Annotated in this window: 17 protein-coding genes and 2 tRNA genes; 11 read left to right on the forward strand and 8 right to left on the reverse strand. The window is 72.6% G+C overall.

Annotation, left to right across the window (positions count from 1 at the left end):
• Nucleotides 1-71 precede the first annotated feature (71 nt).
• Together IEX22_RS05805 and IEX22_RS05810 are read right to left on the reverse strand one after the other, a co-directional pair.
• Nucleotides 72-668, reverse strand: a complete 597-nt coding sequence (locus tag IEX22_RS05805; RefSeq protein WP_188667335.1) for a heme-binding beta-barrel domain-containing protein — start codon at nucleotides 666-668, stop codon at nucleotides 72-74.
• A 206-nt stretch (nucleotides 669-874) separates the two neighbouring features.
• Nucleotides 875-1,612 (reverse strand): hypothetical protein, encoded by a 738-nt coding sequence (locus IEX22_RS05810; RefSeq protein ID WP_188667338.1) that lies wholly within the window; start codon nucleotides 1,610-1,612, stop codon nucleotides 875-877.
• A gap of 201 nt (nucleotides 1,613-1,813) precedes the next feature.
• On the opposite strand from IEX22_RS05810, the gene IEX22_RS05815 reads away from it, so the two are divergent.
• From IEX22_RS05815 to IEX22_RS05855, 9 genes are all read left to right on the forward strand, one after another.
• On the forward strand, nucleotides 1,814-2,515 hold the full coding sequence (locus IEX22_RS05815; protein WP_188667340.1) for a winged helix-turn-helix transcriptional regulator: 702 nt from the start codon (nucleotides 1,814-1,816) through the stop codon (nucleotides 2,513-2,515).
• 308 nt (nucleotides 2,516-2,823) lie between these two features.
• Entirely contained in the window at nucleotides 2,824-3,804 is a 981-nt protein-coding gene (mshD, locus tag IEX22_RS05820; RefSeq protein ID WP_188667342.1) for a mycothiol synthase, read from the forward strand.
• A gap of 96 nt (nucleotides 3,805-3,900) precedes the next feature.
• Nucleotides 3,901-6,105 carry an RNA degradosome polyphosphate kinase gene (locus IEX22_RS05825; protein WP_438816600.1) on the forward strand — a complete coding sequence of 735 codons (2,205 nt, stop codon included), beginning with the start codon at nucleotides 3,901-3,903 and terminating at the stop codon, nucleotides 6,103-6,105.
• A 60-nt stretch (nucleotides 6,106-6,165) separates the two neighbouring features.
• Nucleotides 6,166-7,110, forward strand: coding sequence for an NUDIX hydrolase (locus IEX22_RS05830; protein ID WP_188667346.1), 945 nt, complete (start codon nucleotides 6,166-6,168; stop codon nucleotides 7,108-7,110).
• Between the two features lie 28 nt (nucleotides 7,111-7,138).
• On the forward strand, nucleotides 7,139-7,957 hold the full coding sequence (locus tag IEX22_RS05835; RefSeq protein WP_438816597.1) for a thymidylate synthase: 819 nt from the start codon (nucleotides 7,139-7,141) through the stop codon (nucleotides 7,955-7,957).
• A 39-nt stretch (nucleotides 7,958-7,996) separates the two neighbouring features.
• Nucleotides 7,997-8,320, forward strand: coding sequence for a GNAT family N-acetyltransferase (locus IEX22_RS05840; RefSeq protein ID WP_188667348.1), 324 nt, complete (start codon nucleotides 7,997-7,999; stop codon nucleotides 8,318-8,320).
• Nucleotides 8,317-8,883 carry a dihydrofolate reductase gene (locus tag IEX22_RS05845; protein WP_188667349.1) on the forward strand — a complete coding sequence of 189 codons (567 nt, stop codon included), beginning with the start codon at nucleotides 8,317-8,319 and terminating at the stop codon, nucleotides 8,881-8,883. The genes IEX22_RS05840 and IEX22_RS05845 overlap by 4 nt, the downstream gene beginning before the upstream one ends.
• 62 nt (nucleotides 8,884-8,945) lie before the next feature.
• Nucleotides 8,946-10,136 (forward strand): aspartate-semialdehyde dehydrogenase, encoded by a 1,191-nt coding sequence (asd, locus tag IEX22_RS05850; protein WP_188667350.1) that lies wholly within the window; start codon nucleotides 8,946-8,948, stop codon nucleotides 10,134-10,136.
• 63 nt (nucleotides 10,137-10,199) lie between these two features.
• On the forward strand, nucleotides 10,200-10,622 hold the full coding sequence (locus tag IEX22_RS05855) for a hypothetical protein (RefSeq protein WP_188667351.1): 423 nt from the start codon (nucleotides 10,200-10,202) through the stop codon (nucleotides 10,620-10,622).
• A gap of 12 nt (nucleotides 10,623-10,634) precedes the next feature.
• Here the strand turns inward: IEX22_RS05855 and IEX22_RS05860 are convergent, their stop codons facing one another.
• The 3 genes from IEX22_RS05860 to IEX22_RS05870 are packed head-to-tail and all read right to left on the reverse strand — an operon-like array spanning nucleotide 10,635 to nucleotide 12,582.
• Nucleotides 10,635-11,708, reverse strand: coding sequence for a UDP-N-acetylmuramate dehydrogenase (locus IEX22_RS05860; protein ID WP_188667352.1), 1,074 nt, complete (start codon nucleotides 11,706-11,708; stop codon nucleotides 10,635-10,637).
• Entirely contained in the window at nucleotides 11,705-12,136 is a 432-nt protein-coding gene (locus IEX22_RS05865; protein WP_188667353.1) for a MaoC family dehydratase, read from the reverse strand. Before IEX22_RS05865 ends, IEX22_RS05860 begins: the two co-directional genes overlap by 4 nt.
• Nucleotides 12,133-12,582 carry an FAS1-like dehydratase domain-containing protein gene (locus IEX22_RS05870; RefSeq protein WP_188667354.1) on the reverse strand — a complete coding sequence of 150 codons (450 nt, stop codon included), beginning with the start codon at nucleotides 12,580-12,582 and terminating at the stop codon, nucleotides 12,133-12,135. The genes IEX22_RS05865 and IEX22_RS05870 overlap by 4 nt, the downstream gene beginning before the upstream one ends.
• A 114-nt stretch (nucleotides 12,583-12,696) precedes the next feature.
• Between IEX22_RS05870 and IEX22_RS05875 the strand changes: the two genes are divergently transcribed.
• A complete protein-coding gene (locus tag IEX22_RS05875) occupies nucleotides 12,697-13,491 on the forward strand; it encodes a potassium channel family protein (RefSeq protein ID WP_229659794.1) in 795 nt (264 codons plus the stop codon).
• Nucleotides 13,492-13,567: 76 nt separating this feature from the next.
• On the opposite strand, the gene IEX22_RS05880 is transcribed toward IEX22_RS05875, so the two are convergent.
• The 3 genes from IEX22_RS05880 to IEX22_RS05890 form a co-directional block, all read right to left on the reverse strand.
• Nucleotides 13,568-13,641 (reverse strand) — tRNA-Met (locus IEX22_RS05880).
• 59 nt (nucleotides 13,642-13,700) lie between these two features.
• Nucleotides 13,701-13,772 (reverse strand) — tRNA-Thr (locus tag IEX22_RS05885).
• Between the two features lie 102 nt (nucleotides 13,773-13,874).
• Entirely contained in the window at nucleotides 13,875-15,788 is a 1,914-nt protein-coding gene (locus tag IEX22_RS05890) for a DEAD/DEAH box helicase (protein ID WP_188667356.1), read from the reverse strand.
• A 420-nt stretch (nucleotides 15,789-16,208) separates the two neighbouring features.
• Here IEX22_RS05890 and IEX22_RS05895 point away from each other — a divergent pair, with 420 nt between their 5' ends.
• Nucleotides 16,209-17,372, forward strand: a complete 1,164-nt coding sequence (locus tag IEX22_RS05895; protein ID WP_229659795.1) for an SLC13 family permease — start codon at nucleotides 16,209-16,211, stop codon at nucleotides 17,370-17,372.
• Nucleotides 17,373-17,381: the final 9 nt, after the last annotated feature.

The following is a 17,381-nucleotide window of genomic DNA, read 5'->3' on the forward strand; positions in this document are numbered from 1 at the left end:
TCCTCAACGGCGACGGCGTGGGCCGGCATTCCCTCGTCGGAGGAGGGTCGGTGTGCTCAGGTGCTGGGCCCTCAGGAGCGGTGCAGGCGGCCCGAGGCGTGCGTCTGCAGCGCCCGGCCGGCGGCGGCGATGTCCCATGCCCAGAGCAGGTCGCCCTCGACGAGGCCGTACATCCGGGTGGCGGCCCGGTAGTCCTTGGCGCCGGGCGCCCGCATGACGGCATCGGTGCTCAGGTCGATGCGGGGGCCCTTGATCTGGCCGACATACAGCTCGCTCACCCCACCGGGGTGGACGATGGTGGCCACGATGTCGAAACCACCGTCGTCGTTGCGCAGTTCCTCGACGTCGTCGGCGGTGCGCAGCGCGGGGACGATGTCGGCGGGCAGCATGCCGGGCCCGGAATCGGCGTCGTTCTGGGGCCGGTCCAGCTGCCAGATGCCCGTCTCCAGGGTCAACGGACGCAAACGGTGGCCGTCCTCGTCGATCAGCCACGACTCGTTGGTGTAGATCAGGTACGGCAGGCCGTTCTGCGCGAAGGTGATCTGCTGCTCGAACTGCTGGCTCTCCTCGTCCGCGTACCCGAGGACGCCGGTGCCCGTCCAGCTCCCGAGGAGCCAGGACAGGGGGACGAGTTCGGGGGTGAGGTCGGTGGGCAGTTCGAAGGGCATCGGCTCAGACTACTGCTGGCCCTTGAACAGCCGCCAGACGACGAAGCCGGCGAACCAGGCCATCGCCAGGCCGGCGATGACCAGCAGCACCAGGAAGAAGATCTCGAGAGCAACGATCGACATGCTGTCAGGGTACACGCGGCGCACCGCGTTCCCGGTCTTCCGGGACGCCCGCGACCCCGCCCCTCGGCCGGCGTCGGGCGCGGTCAGCCGGCGAGCAGCAGTTGCACCCCGTACACGGCCGAGCCGGCCGCGATCACCGGGCCGACGCCCGCCGCCACGGCACCCAACCGGGTCCGAGGCCCGCCGTCGGCCAGGACCATGCGCCGGAAGGTGGCGACCACCAGGCCCGCGACCGCGCCGAGCACCGCGGCGACGGCCGCGCCGGGCTCGTGCAGCAGCAGCGCGACCAGGGGCGCGACGGCCGTGGCCACCAGCACGCAGAGCGGGTCGATCACACGGTCCGGCCACGGCACCGCCGCCATCAGCACGGCCGCCACCGCGGCCACCGCGGTGGTGCCGATCAGCGCGGCGTGCTCATCGGTGGCCACGCGGAGCGATCCGATCCAGCCCGAGCCGAGGACGGTCAGCACGACGCCGGAGGAGGAGGCGACCAGGGACTCGAGCCGGCGGGCGGCGCCCGTGCCGCGCACGAGTTCGACCAGGAAGACGGCGATCACCCCCAGGCAGGCGACCAGTCCGGTCCAGGTCAGGTAGGCGCCGGGCGCGCGCACCGCGAGCAGGGCCGCCGCGATGCCGGCCAGGGCGATCACCACGCTGTGCGCGCGGGCCGCGGTCAGGCCCTGCAGCCGCACCCAGCCCGCTCCCGTGACGATCGCGGCCGCGATGACGACCCCCGTCATCGCCCCGACGCCCGCGGCGGCCGCCGCCACCAGCCCCACGAGCGTGAGCAGGGCGGCGGCACAGACGATGTTCAGCCTCACGCCCCCATCCTCCCGCACCGGCGGCCGGATCGGGGATGGCGGCCGCGCCCGGCACGGCTCCGCCGCGTCGCGTGTGTCACGCTTCCGCTCAGGGCGGAACGCGGATCGTATACTGGGACCGTCCTGACCTCCCGGGGGCGGGCGCCGATGACCGACGTGACCGACGACGCGCGCGTGAGACCACGACCGACGGAGGCAGAAATGTCGCACCTCCTGCTCCTCACCAACAGCACCGGTTCCTCCGTGGACGTGCTCCCTGCCCTCGAGCTGCTCAATCACCGGGTGCACATCCTCCCGGCCGAGCCCACCGCCCTGCTCGAGACCGAGCCGTGCGACGTCGTCCTGCTCGATGCGCGCCGCGACCTGGTCGGGGCACGGGCGCTCTCCCAGCTGCTCAAGGCCACCGGCCTGAGCGCACCGCTGGTGCTGGTGCTGACCGAGGGCGGCATGGCCGCCGTCTCCACCGCCTGGCGCGCCGACGACGTCGTGCTCGACTCGGCCGGGCCGGCCGAGGTCGAGGCCCGGCTCCGGCTGGCGGTCTCCCGCACGGACGCTGAGGCCGAGGACAGCGGCGAGATCCGCGCCGGCGGCGTCGTCATCGACGAGGCCAGCTACACCGCCCGCGTCTCGGGACAGATCCTCAACCTCACCTACAAGGAGTTCGAGCTGCTCAAGTACCTGGCGCAGCACCCGGGCCGGGTCTTCACCCGCAGCCAGCTGCTGCACGAGGTGTGGGGCTACGACTACTACGGCGGCACCCGCACCGTGGACGTGCACGTGCGGCGGCTGCGCGCCAAGCTCGGCCCGGACCACGAGACCCTGATCGGGACCGTGCGCAACGTCGGCTACCGGTTCGCCGCGACGCGGCTGGACGAGGACGCCCTCGAGGGCGCCGACGCCTGACCCGGCGCGCGCGGGCCGGCCCACGCACCACGAACGAACGAAGGGCCCGACCAGGTGGTCGGGCCCTTCGCGGTGCTGGTGGAGGACGTACGGGTCGAACGTACCGAGGGCACCCCACTGGTGCATCCCCCTCGTCCCGGCAGCGGGAACGGCCACGACGCTAGCCGATCCCGCGCGGCCGGCGCAAACCGCGGCGCCCCGCCCCGCCGACGTCGTCGCGCGGGTACCTCGTCACGCGGACACGCCGGTTCACGGACACGAGGCTCGCGCGGTTGCGCCGGGGCGCCCCATCGCCTAGGCAGGAGGGCATGAGTACCCCGCGCTGGCAGATCGACACCGTCCGCTCCCGCCCCACCGACGCGACCCTGGCGCAGCTCGGGTCCCTCGCCGGCACCGCCCGCAGCACCGACGGCCACCCGCCGTTCTCCGACCAGACCCTCGTCAGCCTGCGCGGCGGCGACGCCGACGGACGCCGGGTGACCACGCTGCTCGCCCGCGAGCGCGACCGGGCCGACGCGGCCGCCGCCCCGGTCGGCGCGGCGGTTCTCGTCGCCGACGGCGACGGCGCCCCCCTGCTCGAACTCGTGGTGGCCCCCCGGCATCGCCGCGCCGGGGCGGCGTCCGCCCTGCTGGCGGCCGCGGCCGCGCTGCCCGAGACCCGCGACGCGGGGGTGCGCACCTGGTCCCACGGGGACCACCCGGCCGCGCGCGTCCTCGCCGACCGGAACCGGTACACCGTGGTGCGGGAGCTGTGGCGGATGAGCGCACCCGTCGCCGCCGTCGCCCCCGCGAACGCCGTCCCGGCGTCGGCCGACGGCACCCGGGTGCGCGCCTTCCGGCCCGGCGACGAGGCGGCGCTGCTCGACCTCAACCGCGCGGCGTTCGCGCACCACCCCGAGCAGGGTGCGTTGACGGCCGGTGACCTGGCGGACCTGATGGCCCAGGACTGGTTCGACGCGGACGGCCTGTTCCTCGCCGAACGCACGACCGACCCGGCCACCGGCGGCCCGCTGCTCGGGTTCCACTGGACCAAGATCGACCCCGCCGAACCGGACGAGGGCGAGATCTACGTGCTCGGGGTACACCCCGACGCCCAGGGCCGCGGCCTCGGCCGGGTGCTGACCGCGGCGGGCCTGGCCCACCTGCGCCGCCGCGGGGTCGAGACCATCACCCTGTACGTCGACGCGGACAACACGGCGGCCGTGCGGCTCTACACCGCGGTGGGCTTCGTCCGGGCGGACGTCGACGTCCTCTACGCCCCGGCCACCGGCGCCGTCGGCAGCCAGTAATCTGGGAAACGGCCCGGCACCCGCACCCGCGACAGGAGACTCATGGACCAGCAGTCATCGGTCGACAGCACCGCGCAGGCCGACGGGGCCGCGCGGATGGGCACCGCTGCACCCTTCACGTTCTCCGAGGTGGCCGCCGCGCGCGCGACCCAGGACCGGATCGACATCCCCGACTTCGCCCCCGTGCTGCACCCGGACGGCGACGTCGGGCCGGACCGCTTCCTCGACCGGGAGCTGAGCTGGCTCGCGTTCAACGCCCGCGTCCTGGAGCTCGCGGAGGACCCGACCCTCTACCTGCTGGAGCGGGTCAACTTCCTCTCCATCTTCGCGTCCAACCTCGACGAGTTCTTCATGGTCCGCGTCGCGGGGTTGAAGCGGCGGATCGCGGCGGGCCTCGCCGTGCCCTCCCCCGCCGGCCTCAGCCCCCTCGAGGTGCTGGACCAGATCTCCGAGAAGGCGCACGAGCTGATGCAGCGCCACGCCGCCGTCTTCACCGACCAGATCCTGCCGGCCCTCGAGCGCGAGTCCATCCACCTGACGTCCTGGGACGAACTGAACGACGCCGAGCGCGCCCGGCTGACCGACTTCTTCGTCCAGAAGGTGTTCCCGATCCTCACCCCGCTGGCGGTCGACCCGGCGCACCCGTTCCCGTACATCTCGGGGCTCTCCCTGAACCTGGCCGTGATCGTCCGCAACCCGCTCACCGGCAAGGACCTGTTCGCCCGGCTCAAGGTCCCGGACCAGCTGCCACGGCTGATCCCCGTGGACGGCCCGCGCGCCGGGCACTCCCCCGGCCGCACGGCCCGGTTCCTCCCGCTCGAGGACGTCATCGCCGAGCACCTCGAGGAACTGTTCCCCGGCATGGAGGTGCTGGAGAAGCACACCTTCCGGGTCACCCGCAACGAGGACCTCGAGGTCGAGGAGGACGACGCCGAGAACCTCCTGCAGGCCCTCGAGAAGGAGCTGCTGCGCCGCCGGTTCGGTCCGCCCGTGCGCCTGGAGGTCCGCACCGACATCAATCCGAGCGTCCGGCAGCTGCTCGAGCGCGAGCTCGGCGTCGATGAGCACGAGGTGTACGCCCTGTCCGGGCTGCTGGACCTGCGGGGCCTCGGCGTGATCGCGAGGATCGACCGCTCCGACCTGCACTACCCGAAGGCCGTGCCGCACACGAACCGGGACCTGAACGAGAGCGAGACGGCCAAGGCCGCCAACGTGTTCGCCGCGATGCGGCGCCGCGACATCCTGCTGCACCACCCGTACGACTCGTTCTCCACCAGCGTCCAGGCGTTCCTCGAACAGGCCGCCGCGGACAAGCGGGTGCAGGCCATCAAGCAGACCCTGTACCGCACCTCCGGCGACTCCCCGATCGTCGACGCCCTGGTGGACGCCGCGGAGGCCGGCAAGCAGGTCCTCGCCCTGGTGGAGATCAAGGCGCGGTTCGACGAGCAGGCGAACATCTCCTGGGCGCGCAAACTCGAGCAGGCGGGGGTGCACGTGGTCTACGGCATCGTCGGTCTGAAGACCCACTGCAAGCTCTCCCTCGTGGTCCGGCAGGAGAGCGACGGGCTGCGCCGTTACTGCCACATCGGCACCGGCAACTACCACCCGTCCACCGCCCGGTACTACGAGGACATGGGCCTGCTGACCTCCGACCCACAGGTGGGCGAGGACCTCTCCCGGCTGTTCAACCAGCTCTCCGGTTACGCGCCGCGGTCCACGTTCAAGCGGCTGTTGGTCGCCCCGCGGTCCCTGCGGTCGGGATTGATCGACCGGATCGAGAAGGAGATCGCCAACCGGCGGGCGGGGCTGGCGGCGCGGATCCAGATCAAGGTCAACTCGATGGTGGACGAGGCGATCATCGACGCCCTGTACCGGGCCTCGCAGGCCGGGGTCGCCGTCGACGTCGTCGTGCGCGGCATCTGCTCGCTGCGGCCCGGGGTTCCCGGTCTGAGCGAGAACATCACCGTCCGGTCGATCCTCGGCCGCTTCCTCGAGCACTCGCGGATCTTCGCCTTCGCGAACGGCGGCAACCCGGTGGTGTTCATCGGCTCGGCCGACATGATGCACCGCAACCTGGACCGCCGGGTCGAGGCGCTCGTGCAGCTGAAGTCGCCGACGCAGATCCGCGACGTGATCGCCCTGCTCGACCGGTACATCGACGACGGCACCTCCAGCTGGCACCTCGACGAGGACGGCGCGTGGGAACGGCATTCCCGCGCCGAGGACGGCAGCCCGCTCACCGACATCCAGACCATGCTGCTCGAGTCCCGCGCCCACCCGCGGGCGGCGTCGATCCGATGACGGGTGTCTCGATCCGGGTCGGGACCGCGTCCCGGCCCCTCCGGCCCGCGAGGCGGCCCGGTGCCTGATACCGCCCGCGCCCGCGCCGTCGTCCTCGCCGCGGGTGCCCTCTGCTGGCGGCTGCGCGGCGGGCAGCTCGAGGTGCTGCTCATCCACCGGCCCCGGTACGACGACTGGTCCTGGCCCAAGGGCAAGCAGGACGACGGGGAGGCCCTGCCCCAGACCGCCGTCCGCGAGGTCGAGGAGGAGGCCGGGGTCCGGATCACCCTCGGCATCGCCCTGCCCACGGCCACGTACGCCGTGGCGGCCGGCCGCAAGGACGTCTCCTACTGGGCGGCGCAGCTGCACCCCGCCACCGTCGCCGAACCGGACGGCAAGGAGGTGGACCGGGTCCGCTGGGCCGACCCCGCGACCGCGGCCCGGCTGCTGACCAACCCCACCGACCGGGAGCCGCTCGACGCGCTCGTCACGGCGCACGACGCCGGCACGCTGGCCACCCGCGAGGTGCTCGTCATCCGGCACGCCAAGGCCAAACCCCGGTCGGGGTGGACCCACGCCGAGGGCCAGCGGCCGCTCGCGGCGACCGGTCGCCGGCAGGCGCACGCGCTCGCCGGCCTCCTGGTCGCCTGGCGACCGCACCGGATCGTCACCAGTCCGTGGCTGCGGTGCACCCAGACCATCTCGCCGTACGCCAGGAAGCACGACGTGAAGGTGGTCACCGAGTCCGCCCTGACGGAGGCGAACGCGCGGCGCAAGCCCCGCCGGGCAGCAGCCGCGATGGAGAAGGTGCTGGAGAAGTCCCGTCCGATGGCCGTCTGCACCCACCGTCCCGTGCTGCCCGTCGTCCTCGAGGTCATCGCCGCGCACGCCGGCGCGGACCTCGCGCGGCAGCTGCCCGACGCCGACCCGTACCTGAGCCCCGGCGAGGTGCTCGTGCTGCACGTGAGCACCGCCGAGCCCGGCCGGATCGTCGGCGTCGAACGTCACCAGCCCTTCGACGATTGAGCGACCCCACGGTCCTAGACTGGTCGTCGTGAGCATCGCGACGCCGTACGAAGACCTGCTCCGCGAGGTCCTCGCGGACGGCACCCCGAAGCCGGATCGGACGGGGACCGGGACCCGCAGCGTCTTCGGGCGGCAGCTGCGGTTCGACCTGGCCGACTCGTTCCCGCTGATCACCACCAAGCGGGTGCACTTCAAGTCGGTGGCCCTCGAACTGCTGTGGTTCCTGCGCGGCGATTCCAATGTGCGCTGGCTGCAGGAGCGGGGCGTGCGGATCTGGAACGAGTGGGCCGACGAGGACGGCGAACTCGGGCCGGTGTACGGCGTGCAGTGGCGCTCGTGGCCCACCCCCGACGGCCGGCACATCGACCAGATCAGCCAGGTGGTCGATTCCCTGCGGACCACGCCGGACTCCCGCCGGCACATCGTCTCCGCCTGGAACGTCGCGGAGATCGAGAACATGGCGCTGCCCCCGTGCCACGCCTTCTTCCAGTTCTACGTGCAGCCGCAGCCCGACGGGCCGGGGCGGCTCTCCTGCCAGCTGTACCAGCGCAGCGCCGACCTGTTCCTCGGCGTGCCCTTCAACATCGCCTCCTACGCACTGCTGACCCGGATGGTCGCCCAGCAGACCGACCTGCTGCCCGGCGAGTTCATCTGGACCGGCGGCGACTGCCACATCTACGAGGATCACTTGGCCCAGGTCACCGAGCAGCTGACCCGCGACCCCTACCCGTACCCGCAGCTGCTCCTGACCCGGCGGCCCGCGAGCATCCTCGACTACGCGTACGAGGACTTCTCCGTGGTCGACTACCAGCACCACCCCACCATCACGGCACCGATCGCGGTCTGACGGCGATCGGGACCCACCACCTGCAACGGAGGCACGACGATGACGACGACGCCGGCACCGCCCCTGCACGCCGACTGGGCCGACCTGACCCTGGACGAGGACCCGGACCGCGGCCGGTTCAACCTGCTGATGGGCCCCACCTACCTCGGGTTCGTCGGGTACACCGTGCGGGAGGACGGCGTCGTGGTGCTCCAGCACACGATCATCGCCGAGCAGTACGGCCGGCAGGGCTACGCGCGGGCGCTCGTGACGCTGGTGCTCGACCGGTTGCGGGAGCGCGGGGTGCGGATCGTGCCCGAGTGCAGCTACGTGCAGGACTACCTGCGTCGCTTCCCCCAGTACGACGACCTGGTCACCGCGTGACGGCGGTCCCCGCGGCGACGGGATCCACCGGTCATCACGCGCCGCCGATCGGGCTGATCTGGGCGCAGGCGCACGGCGGGGTGATCGGCAGGGACGGCGGGATGCCCTGGCACGTGCCCGAGGACCTGCGCCACTTCAGCGCCCGCACCACCGGCCACCCGGTGATCATGGGACGGACCACGTGGGAGTCCTTCCCCGACCGGTTCCGGCCGCTGCCGGACCGCACCAACATCGTGCTGACCCGCAACCCCGAGGTCGATCCGGAGGGCGCCGTCGTCGCCGGTGACCTGACCACCGCGCTGGCCGACGCCGCCCGGGCGCCGGGGGCGGAGCGCGTGTGGGTGATCGGCGGCAGCGCCGTGTTCACCGAGGCCGAACCGCTCGCCGACGTCGCCGTCGTCACCGACCTGGACCTGGACGTCGACGGGGACACGGTCGCCCCGGAGCTCGGCGACGGCTGGGCCGCCGAGCGTCGCGAACCGGCGGACGGGTCGTGGCTCACGTCGACGGGCGGCACCCGCTACCGGTTCACCTGGTACCGCCGCGGCTCGGCCCCGGCCTGATCGATCCTCTCCGTGACGCGGCCCGCAGACGGCACGGAGCCCGTTTCTCTACACTGGAGGCCATGACCTCCCCCGCTGTGACTGCCGCACGCCCCGCCCCGGACGCGTCGACCACGACCGTCGGCTTCGTGGGCTGGCGCGGCATGGTCGGATCCGTGCTGATGCAGCGGATGCGCGAGGAGGGCGATTTCGCGGGCATCGACCCGGTCTTCTTCTCCACCTCCAACGCCGGCGGCCCCGCCCCGTCCTTCGCCGAGGGCGCCCCGGCGCTGCAGGACGCGCACGACCTCGAGGCGCTGGCGAAGCTGCCGATCATCGTCACCGCCCAGGGCGGGGACTACACGAAGGACGTGCACCCGCGGCTGCGGGCGGCCGGCTGGGACGGGCTGTGGATCGACGCGGCATCGACCCTGCGGCAGGCGGAGGACTCCGTCATCGTCCTCGACCCCGTGAACCGGTCCGTGATCGACGCCGCGCTCGCCGGCGGTATCAAGGACTTCATCGGCGGCAACTGCACCGTCTCCTGCATGCTGATGGGCCTGGGCGGCCTGTTCACGGCCGGCCTCGTCGAGTGGGGCACGGCGATGACGTACCAGGCCGCGTCCGGCGGCGGCGCCCGGCACATGCGCGAGCTGATCAGCCAGTTCGGCGCCATCCACGGCGCGGTGGCCGGCGAGCTCGCGGACCCGGCGTCGGCCATCCTCGAGATCGACCGCAAGGTCCTCGCCACCCAGCAGGATCCCGGCCTGGACGCCTCCCGCTTCGGCGTGCCGCTGGCCGGTTCGCTGATCCCCTGGATCGACGCGGACCTGGGCGACGGCATGTCGAAGGAGGAGTGGAAGGCCGGCGCGGAGACCAACAAGATCCTCGGCCTCGGTCAGCCCGGCCCCGGCGGGGTGCCCGGTACCACCGCGATCCCGTTCGACAGCCTGTGCGTGCGCGTGGGCACCCTGCGCTGCCACTCGCAGGCCATCACCCTCAAGCTCACCGAGGATCTGCCTGTCGCGGAGATCGAGCGGATCATCGACGCGGACAACCCGTGGGCGCACGTGGTGCCCAACACCAAGGAGGACACCGTCCGGGATCTGACCCCGGTGGCGGTGACCGGCACGATGGACATCCCGGTCGGCCGGATCCGCAAGCTCGCCATGGGCCCGGAGTACATCAGCGCGTTCACCGTGGGCGACCAGCTGCTGTGGGGCGCCGCGGAGCCGCTGCGACGGATGTTGCGGATCGCCCTCGGCACCCTCTGATCCGCGTCATCTCGCTGACGGGCTGAGGGCAGTTCTGTCGGTGGCGCGGTCCATGCTGGCGTCATGGAGTACCGCACCATCGACGACGCGCTGCACGGCTTCGTCGTCTCCTGCCTTGGCGGCAGGACCCTGCCCGCGGCCCGGCGGATCGTGGCCGTCGACGCCGCCCTGCGCCACTGGATCGACACCGACGGCGCCGACGCGCTCCACCCGGACGAGCGCGTGCTCGTCGGTCTCGAACGCGACCTCGGCACCGCCGAGCCCCTGGCGCGACTGCTGCCGGCTCACCGGCTGCTGAGCCTGCTTCCGGGCTTCATCGCCGCCACCCCGGCCCCCACCGCGGTGCGCCGTGCCCGCCTGACCCAGGTGTGGCGGCTGGTGCAGTGGCTGCGCAGCCGGGACCTGGTCGACGTGACCGCGCACGCCGAGGACATCGCCCGGATCCGGGAAGCGCTCGCCGCCGTGCGCATCTCGCGGTACCGGTAGTCGTGGTGAGCGCTAGAGGGCGGTCCCGATCAGCAGCGGCTCGGGGTGCAGGTCGATGCCGAACCGGTCGCGCACGCCGTCGCGCACCGCCCGGGCCACGCCGAGCACGTCCGCCGTGCTCGCCTCGCCCCGGTTGGTCACCGCCAGGGTGTGCTTGGTCGACAGGCTGGCCCGGCCGTCGGCGAGCTCCTCCCCCGGGGTGCCCGGCAGGCCGTAGCCCTTGCCGAAGCCGGCCCGGTCGATCAGCCAGGCAGCGCTGAGCTTGACCGTCCCGTCCCCGGCGGGGTACCGCGGCGCGTCCTCGGGCAGCGCCGCGGCCTCCTCGACGGGCACGATCGGGTTGGTGAAGAAGGACCCCGTGCTGAACGTGTCCCGGTCCTCGGGGTCCAGCACCATGCCCTTCCCGCCGCGCAGCCGCAGCACCGCCCGGCGCACGTCGGTGGCGTAGGCCTTCGCGCCCACCTCGACGTCGAGGGCACGGGCCAGCTCGGCGTACCGGATGGGCGCGCTCATCCGGCCGATGGCGAGCTGGAAGTCCACGGTCAGCACGACGTAGCGGGGCGATCCGTCCACGGTGGTGCGCTTGAGCAGGGAGTCGCGGTAGCTGAAGCGCAGGTCGTGGTTGAACAGCGTGCGGACGGCGTTCGTCTCCCGGTCCCAGCACCGGACGCTGGCGATGGTGGCCGAGACGTCGGCACCGTACGCGCCCACATTCTGCACGGGCGTGGCTCCGGTCGACCCGGGGATGCCCGAGAGGGCCTCGAGGCCGGCGTAGGCGTGCAGGACGGTGAACTGCACCAGGTCGTCCCACGGATGCCCGGCGGCGACCCGGACGAACACGCCGCCGCAGGTGTCCTCGGAGTCGACCCGGTGACCGGTGCTGGCGATCTGCAGCACCGTGCCGTCGAAACCCTCGTCGGCGATGACGAGATTCGAGCCGCCGCCGACGATCAGCAGCCGCTCACCGGCGGCGTCGGCCTCCCGGACACATCCGATGATGTCGTCCTCGCTGCGGGCGGTGACGAGTCGCCGGGCGGGACCGCCGGTGCCGAGGGTGGTCAGCTCCGCGAGCCGCGTCCCGGTCACCAGACCTTGACCTGCGCCTGGGACTTGGCGAGCACCTTCGTGCCGTCCAGTGTCACCGTCAGGTCGATCCGGGCCAGCTGGTTGTCCTCGTCCAGCGCCCCGACGGCGCCGCTGACCTGCAGCACCGCGCCCGGGCCGGTGAGCTCGTTGGCCACGGGCACCGGTTTGGTGAACCGCGCCTGGTAGTCGACGACGGCGGCGGGATTGCCGATCCAGTCGACGACGAGCTGGACGGCCGTGCCCATCGTGAACATGCCGTGGGCGATGACGCCGGGCAGCTCGACCGAGCGGGCCACGTCCTCGTTCCAGTGGATGGGGTTGAAATCGCCGGAGGCGCCCGCGTAGCGGACGAGGTCCGCGCGGGAGATCTCGACGGTGCGTTCGCCGATCGCCGTCCCCACGGCGAGGTCGGCCCAGGTCACGCTCACGCGTCGTCCCCCCGCACGATCAGGGTCGAGACCGCGGTGGCGACCCGCTCGCCCTCGACGGTGGCGATCTCGGCGCGCGTGGTGATCATCGCGCCCGCGGCAGTGGAACGCAGCGTGTCGACGTGCAGCTCGGCGGTCAGTTCGTCGCCGGCCTGGATCGGCTGGTGGTGGGTGAAGCGCTGCTCGGCGTGCACGACCCGGGAGAAGTCGATGCCGGCCTCCTCGTCGCCGACCAGCTGCGCCTCCGCCCGCTGCGAGACGATGATGGCGAAGGTCGGCGGGGCGACGACGTCGCGGTACCCGAGATCCTGGGCGGCCTCCAGCTCGAAGTGCGCCGGGTGCGTGGCCTTCACGGCCCGGGCGAACTCGCCGATCTTCTCCCGCCCGACGGCGTACGGCGGCGTGGCCGGATACACCTTCCCCTGCAGGTCCTGGTTCACTGGCACGTCGCGGTCCTCACGTCGTTCGTCACGGGCATCATCGAGCATAGTCAGTGCCCGCCGGTGGAGGGCGCTGACCCGGCCGGCCGGGTGAGGCGGCCGCGGTCCTACCATGAGGGGGTGAACGGGCGCCGACGGTTGACCCAGGCCGCGTGGCGGCGGGCCACGGAGTGGCCGCTGATCGCCGCCGCCCTGCTCTACACCGCCGGGTTCGCGTGGCAGGTGATCGAGGAGCCGGGCGGGCCCCTCGGCGGTGCCCTCGAGGTGGGGCTGTGGCTGCTGTGGGCCGTGTTCGCCGCCGACTACGTCGTCATGATCGTCACCGCGCACGACCGGGCCCGGTGGTTCGTGCGCAACCTGCACGAGCTGCTGCTCGTGGTGCTCCCGATGTTCCGGCCGCTGCGGCTGCTGCGGCTGATCAGCGTCGCGATGATGCTGGAGCGCCGGATCGGGCCGCGGATCCAGGGCCGGGTCTTCCTCTACGGCCTGTCCTCGGCGCTGCTCGTGGTGCTGATCGGCTCGATCGCCGTGCTCGACGCGGAGAAGCACGCCCCCGGGACCACCATCACCACCTTCGGCGACGCCCTGTGGTGGGCGGTCGTGACCATCACGACCGCCGGGTACGGCGACCTGTACCCCGTGACGCCGCTCGGCCGGCTGATCGCCGTCGGGCTGATGATCAGCGGCATCGCCGTCATCGGCCTCGTCACGGCGACCCTGGCCTCGTGGCTGATGCAGCGGGTGGTGAGCGAGGAGATCGTCGAGGAGGTCGAGGACGAGGAGGCCCCGTTGCGACGGCAGGTGGCCGTGCTGACCGAGCAGGTCGCCCGGCTGAGCGCTCAGGTGGACCGGCTGGCCGGTGCGCCGCGCAGCGACGCGGCGACCGGTGATTCCGCACGGCGCCCCGAGCACTGACCGTCCGACGGGTCTGACGCCGGCGACGGAACAACACAGGCCCCCGGCTGACGCCGAGGGCCTGGTGTGTATCCGGTAGCGGTGCCGGGGCTCGATCCCGGGACCTCACGATTATGAGTCGTGCGCTCTGACCAACTGAGCTACACCGCCATTCACGGGAACGCCCGCGCCGCGTCTGCTGACGATCATGCGCGGGCGTGAACCGTGAGAGCCCCGACCGGGAATCGATCCCGGGACCTCCATCTTACCAAGATGGCGCTCTACCACTGAGCTATCGGGGCAACGATCGATTACTCTACCAGCGCGCTCACGCCGGACGAAATCGACCTCCGACGCGGCCGGTCAGGGTTCGCCGACCGCGTCGTTCCGGGCGAGGAGGGCCCTCAGCCCTTCCGGTTCCAGGGCTTGTCGCGGCCCTTCCCGCCACCGTGATCGGGCCGGTCACCGCGCTTCCGGTCGGCCCGGTCCTCGCGCCGCCGGAAGCCGTCAGCCTGGGCGGACCGGCCCGCGTGCCGATTGCCGCCGCGCGGCCCCCGGTCCAGTTCGAGCTCGATCAGCTGCCCGCCGATCCGGGTGCGGGAGAGCGCTCGCAGGGTCTGCTCGGGCAGCTCCGCCGGCAGCTCGACCAGGGAGTGGTCGGAGCGGATGTCGATCCCGCCGATGTCGGACGAGTCGATGCCGCCCTCGTTGGCGATGGCGCCGACGATCGAGCCCGGCATCACCCGCTGGCGACGGCCGACGGCGATCCGGTAGGTGGCCTTGCCGGCGCCGGGGCCGCGGCCGGAGGTCCGGCCCCGGTCCTTGCCTCCGCGCGGGCCCTTCGCCGGCAGCGGCGGCGGCTCCTCCATGAGCAGCGGGCGGCCGCCCTGGGCCATGACGGCGAGAGCCGCCGCGACCTCGACCGCGTCGACGTCCTGCTCACGCACGTACTCCTCGACCAGGTCGCGGAACACGCTGAGGTCCTCGGCCTGCCGGGTCTGGGTGATCTGCTCGGCGAAACGCCCGATGCGGGTGCTGTTGACGGCGTCCACCGACGGCAGGGTCATCTGCTCGACCGGCTGGCGGGTGGCCCGCTCGATGGAGCGCAGCAGGTACTTCTCGCGCGGCGTCATGAACAGGATGGCGTCACCGGCACGCCCGGCGCGGCCGGTGCGGCCGATGCGGTGCACGTAGGACTCGGTGTCGTGCGGGATGTCGTAGTTGATCACCAGGCTGATCCGCTCGACGTCCAGGCCTCGGGCGGCGACGTCGGTGGCGACCAGGACGTCGACGTTGCCGCTGCGCAGCGCGTCGACGGTGCGCTCCCGCTGGGTCTGGGGGATGTCGCCGTTGATCGCGGCGGCGGTGAAGCCGCGGGCGGTCAGCTTGTCGGCGAGTTCCTCCGTGGCGAGCTTGGTACGCACGAAGACGATGACGCCGTCGTACTGCTCGACCTCGAGGATGCGGGTGATCGCGTCGAGCTTGTGCGGGTTCATCACCTGCACGTACCGCTGCCGGATGTTGGCGCGGGTGGTGGTCTTCGCGGCGACCGTGATCTCCGCGGGGTCGTTCAGGTACTTCGCGGCGATCTTGCGGATGGCCGGCGGCATGGTGGCGGAGAACAGGGCCACCTGCTTCTGCTCCGGGGTGGAGGCGAGGATCGTCTCGACGTCCTCGGCGAAGCCCATCCGCAGCATCTCGTCGGCCTCGTCGAGGACGACGTACTGCAACCCGGACAGGTCGAGGGAGCCCTTGCTGATGTGGTCGATGACGCGACCGGGGGTGCCGACGACGACCTGGGCGCCGCGGCGCAGGCCGGCCAGCTGCGGGCCGTAGGGGGATCCACCGTAGACGGGGAGCACGGTGAAACCGTCCAGATGTGCGGCGTAGGTGGAGAACGCCTCGGCCACCTGCAGCGCCAGCTCGCGGGTCGGGGCGAGCACGAGCACCTGCGGCGACGAGGCCGGGCCGTGCACGTCGTTCAGCTCGGCGAGCTTGGACAGCGCGGGCACGGCGAACGCGGCGGTCTTGCCGGTGCCGGTCTGGGCGAGGCCGACGACGTCGCGGCCGGCCAGCAGCGCGGGGATGGTCGCCGCCTGGATGGGCGACGGGTTCTCGTAGCCGATGTCGGTCAGCGCCGACAGCACGCGGCCGTCGATGCCGAGGTCGGTGAAGCGGACCCGGTCCTCGTCGGCATCGGGCTGCGTGGTGGCGTGGTCCGTGGCCTCGGCGGTGGCGTTCTCCGGGGTGCTCGCCGGGGCGGCGTCGGTGCTCTGGGGGGTCGTGGCGGTCTCGGTGGTCGTGGTGTCCTCGGACATGGTCCTCATTCGTGAGCGCGGGAAGCACCGACCCGGGGCACGGGTGGTGTCGTCATCGGTGGTGGCGTTGACCCGGCTGGGCTCGGGAGCCAGTGCAGAGCCGGCACGCTGCCGGCGGGCTGATGGCCCGCGCACGTCCGGCCACGAGGCCGGACTGACGGGCATGTCCGCGGATCGAAGGTCCGGCTCCGGAAGATCGGGAGCCGGGACGCGGGGACACGAGGAACGGGCGAACCGCCACGGGGAAACAGGACCAGTCTACAGGCTGGACCCGCCGTCCCGACCGTGAGACGTGTCTCCTTCGCGCCGGCGGAAGCCGGGCGGAGGCACGGCCGACGTTCCCGCGGCCGGAGATCCACCACGTGTCGGCCGTGATCGGGCCTATGCTGCCCGGGTGCATACACCCCGGCGGGAACACCCGTGACGACCGGCCGCACCCTGACCGCTGCGGCGGTGGTGGCCGCCGCCGTCCTGCTGGTCACCGGCGCCCTGCCCCTGCGCGAGGCGCTGCTGCTGGCCGACCGCGCCGTCCCCGTGCTCGTCTTCGTGGCCGCGATGACGGTGGTGACGGAGCTGCTGGAGGCTGCCGGCCTGTTCCACCGGGTCGCGTACGGCGTCGCCCGCCTGGCCCGAGGACGCACGCTGGTGCTGTGGGCGCTGGCCGCCGCGCTCTGCGTCGTGACGACCGCCCTGTTCTCGCTCGACACCACAGCCGTGCTGCTGACGCCGGTGCTCGTGGTGGTGGCCCGGGCGTGCGGCCTGCCGGTGCGCCCGTTCGCCCTGCTGTGCATCATGCTCGCCAACACGGCTTCGCTGTTCCTGCCGGTGTCCAACCTCACCAACCTGCTGGCGCAGCACCGGCTCGCGTGGTCCCCGGTGCGATTCGTCGGCGCGGCGTGGCTGCCGGCGATCGTCGCGTGCGTCGTGCCGGTCGTGGTGCTCACCCTGCTGCACCGACGCGCGGTGACCGGTCGGTACGGCGTGCCGGACACGCGGCCCCTCGCCGATCCCGTGCTGCTGCGGATCAGCCAGATGACCGTGGTCGTGCTGATGGTCGCGCTGGTCAGCGGCATGCCGGTGTGGATTCCGGCCGTCGCGGCCGCGGTCGTCCTGCTGGTGGCGACGACCCGGCGCACCCGCGTGATCCCCTCGCCGGGACTGGTCCCGTGGCGGATCCTGCTGCTCACCGGCGCCCTCTTCGTGGCGGTGGAGACGGTGCACGCCCGCGGCCTCGACGCCGGGCTGCAGGCCGCCGCCGCCGGCGGACGGGACGCCGGGTCGCTGGCCGTGCTCGCGGGCCTCGCCGCGGTCTCGGCGAACGTCGCCAACAATCTGCCCGCCTACCTGCTGCTCGAACCGGCCGCCGGGACCGACGCGGCGCGTCTGCTGGCCCTGTTGATCGGCGTCAATGTCGGCCCGCTGATCACGCCGTGGGCGTCCCTGGCCACGATGCTCTGGCACCGGCGGCTGTCCACCCTGGGTGAGCCCGTCGGCTGGGGCGGATTCGCGGCGACCGGCGCCCTGATCGCGGTCCTCACGGTGTCTGCCGGCACACTCGCCCTGGTGCTCGTCCCGCCGGCGTGAGCCGTCCGC

This window comes from Tersicoccus solisilvae, assembly GCF_014643255.1.
In the GTDB taxonomy this organism is placed as follows: domain Bacteria; phylum Actinomycetota; class Actinomycetes; order Actinomycetales; family Micrococcaceae; genus Tersicoccus; species Tersicoccus solisilvae.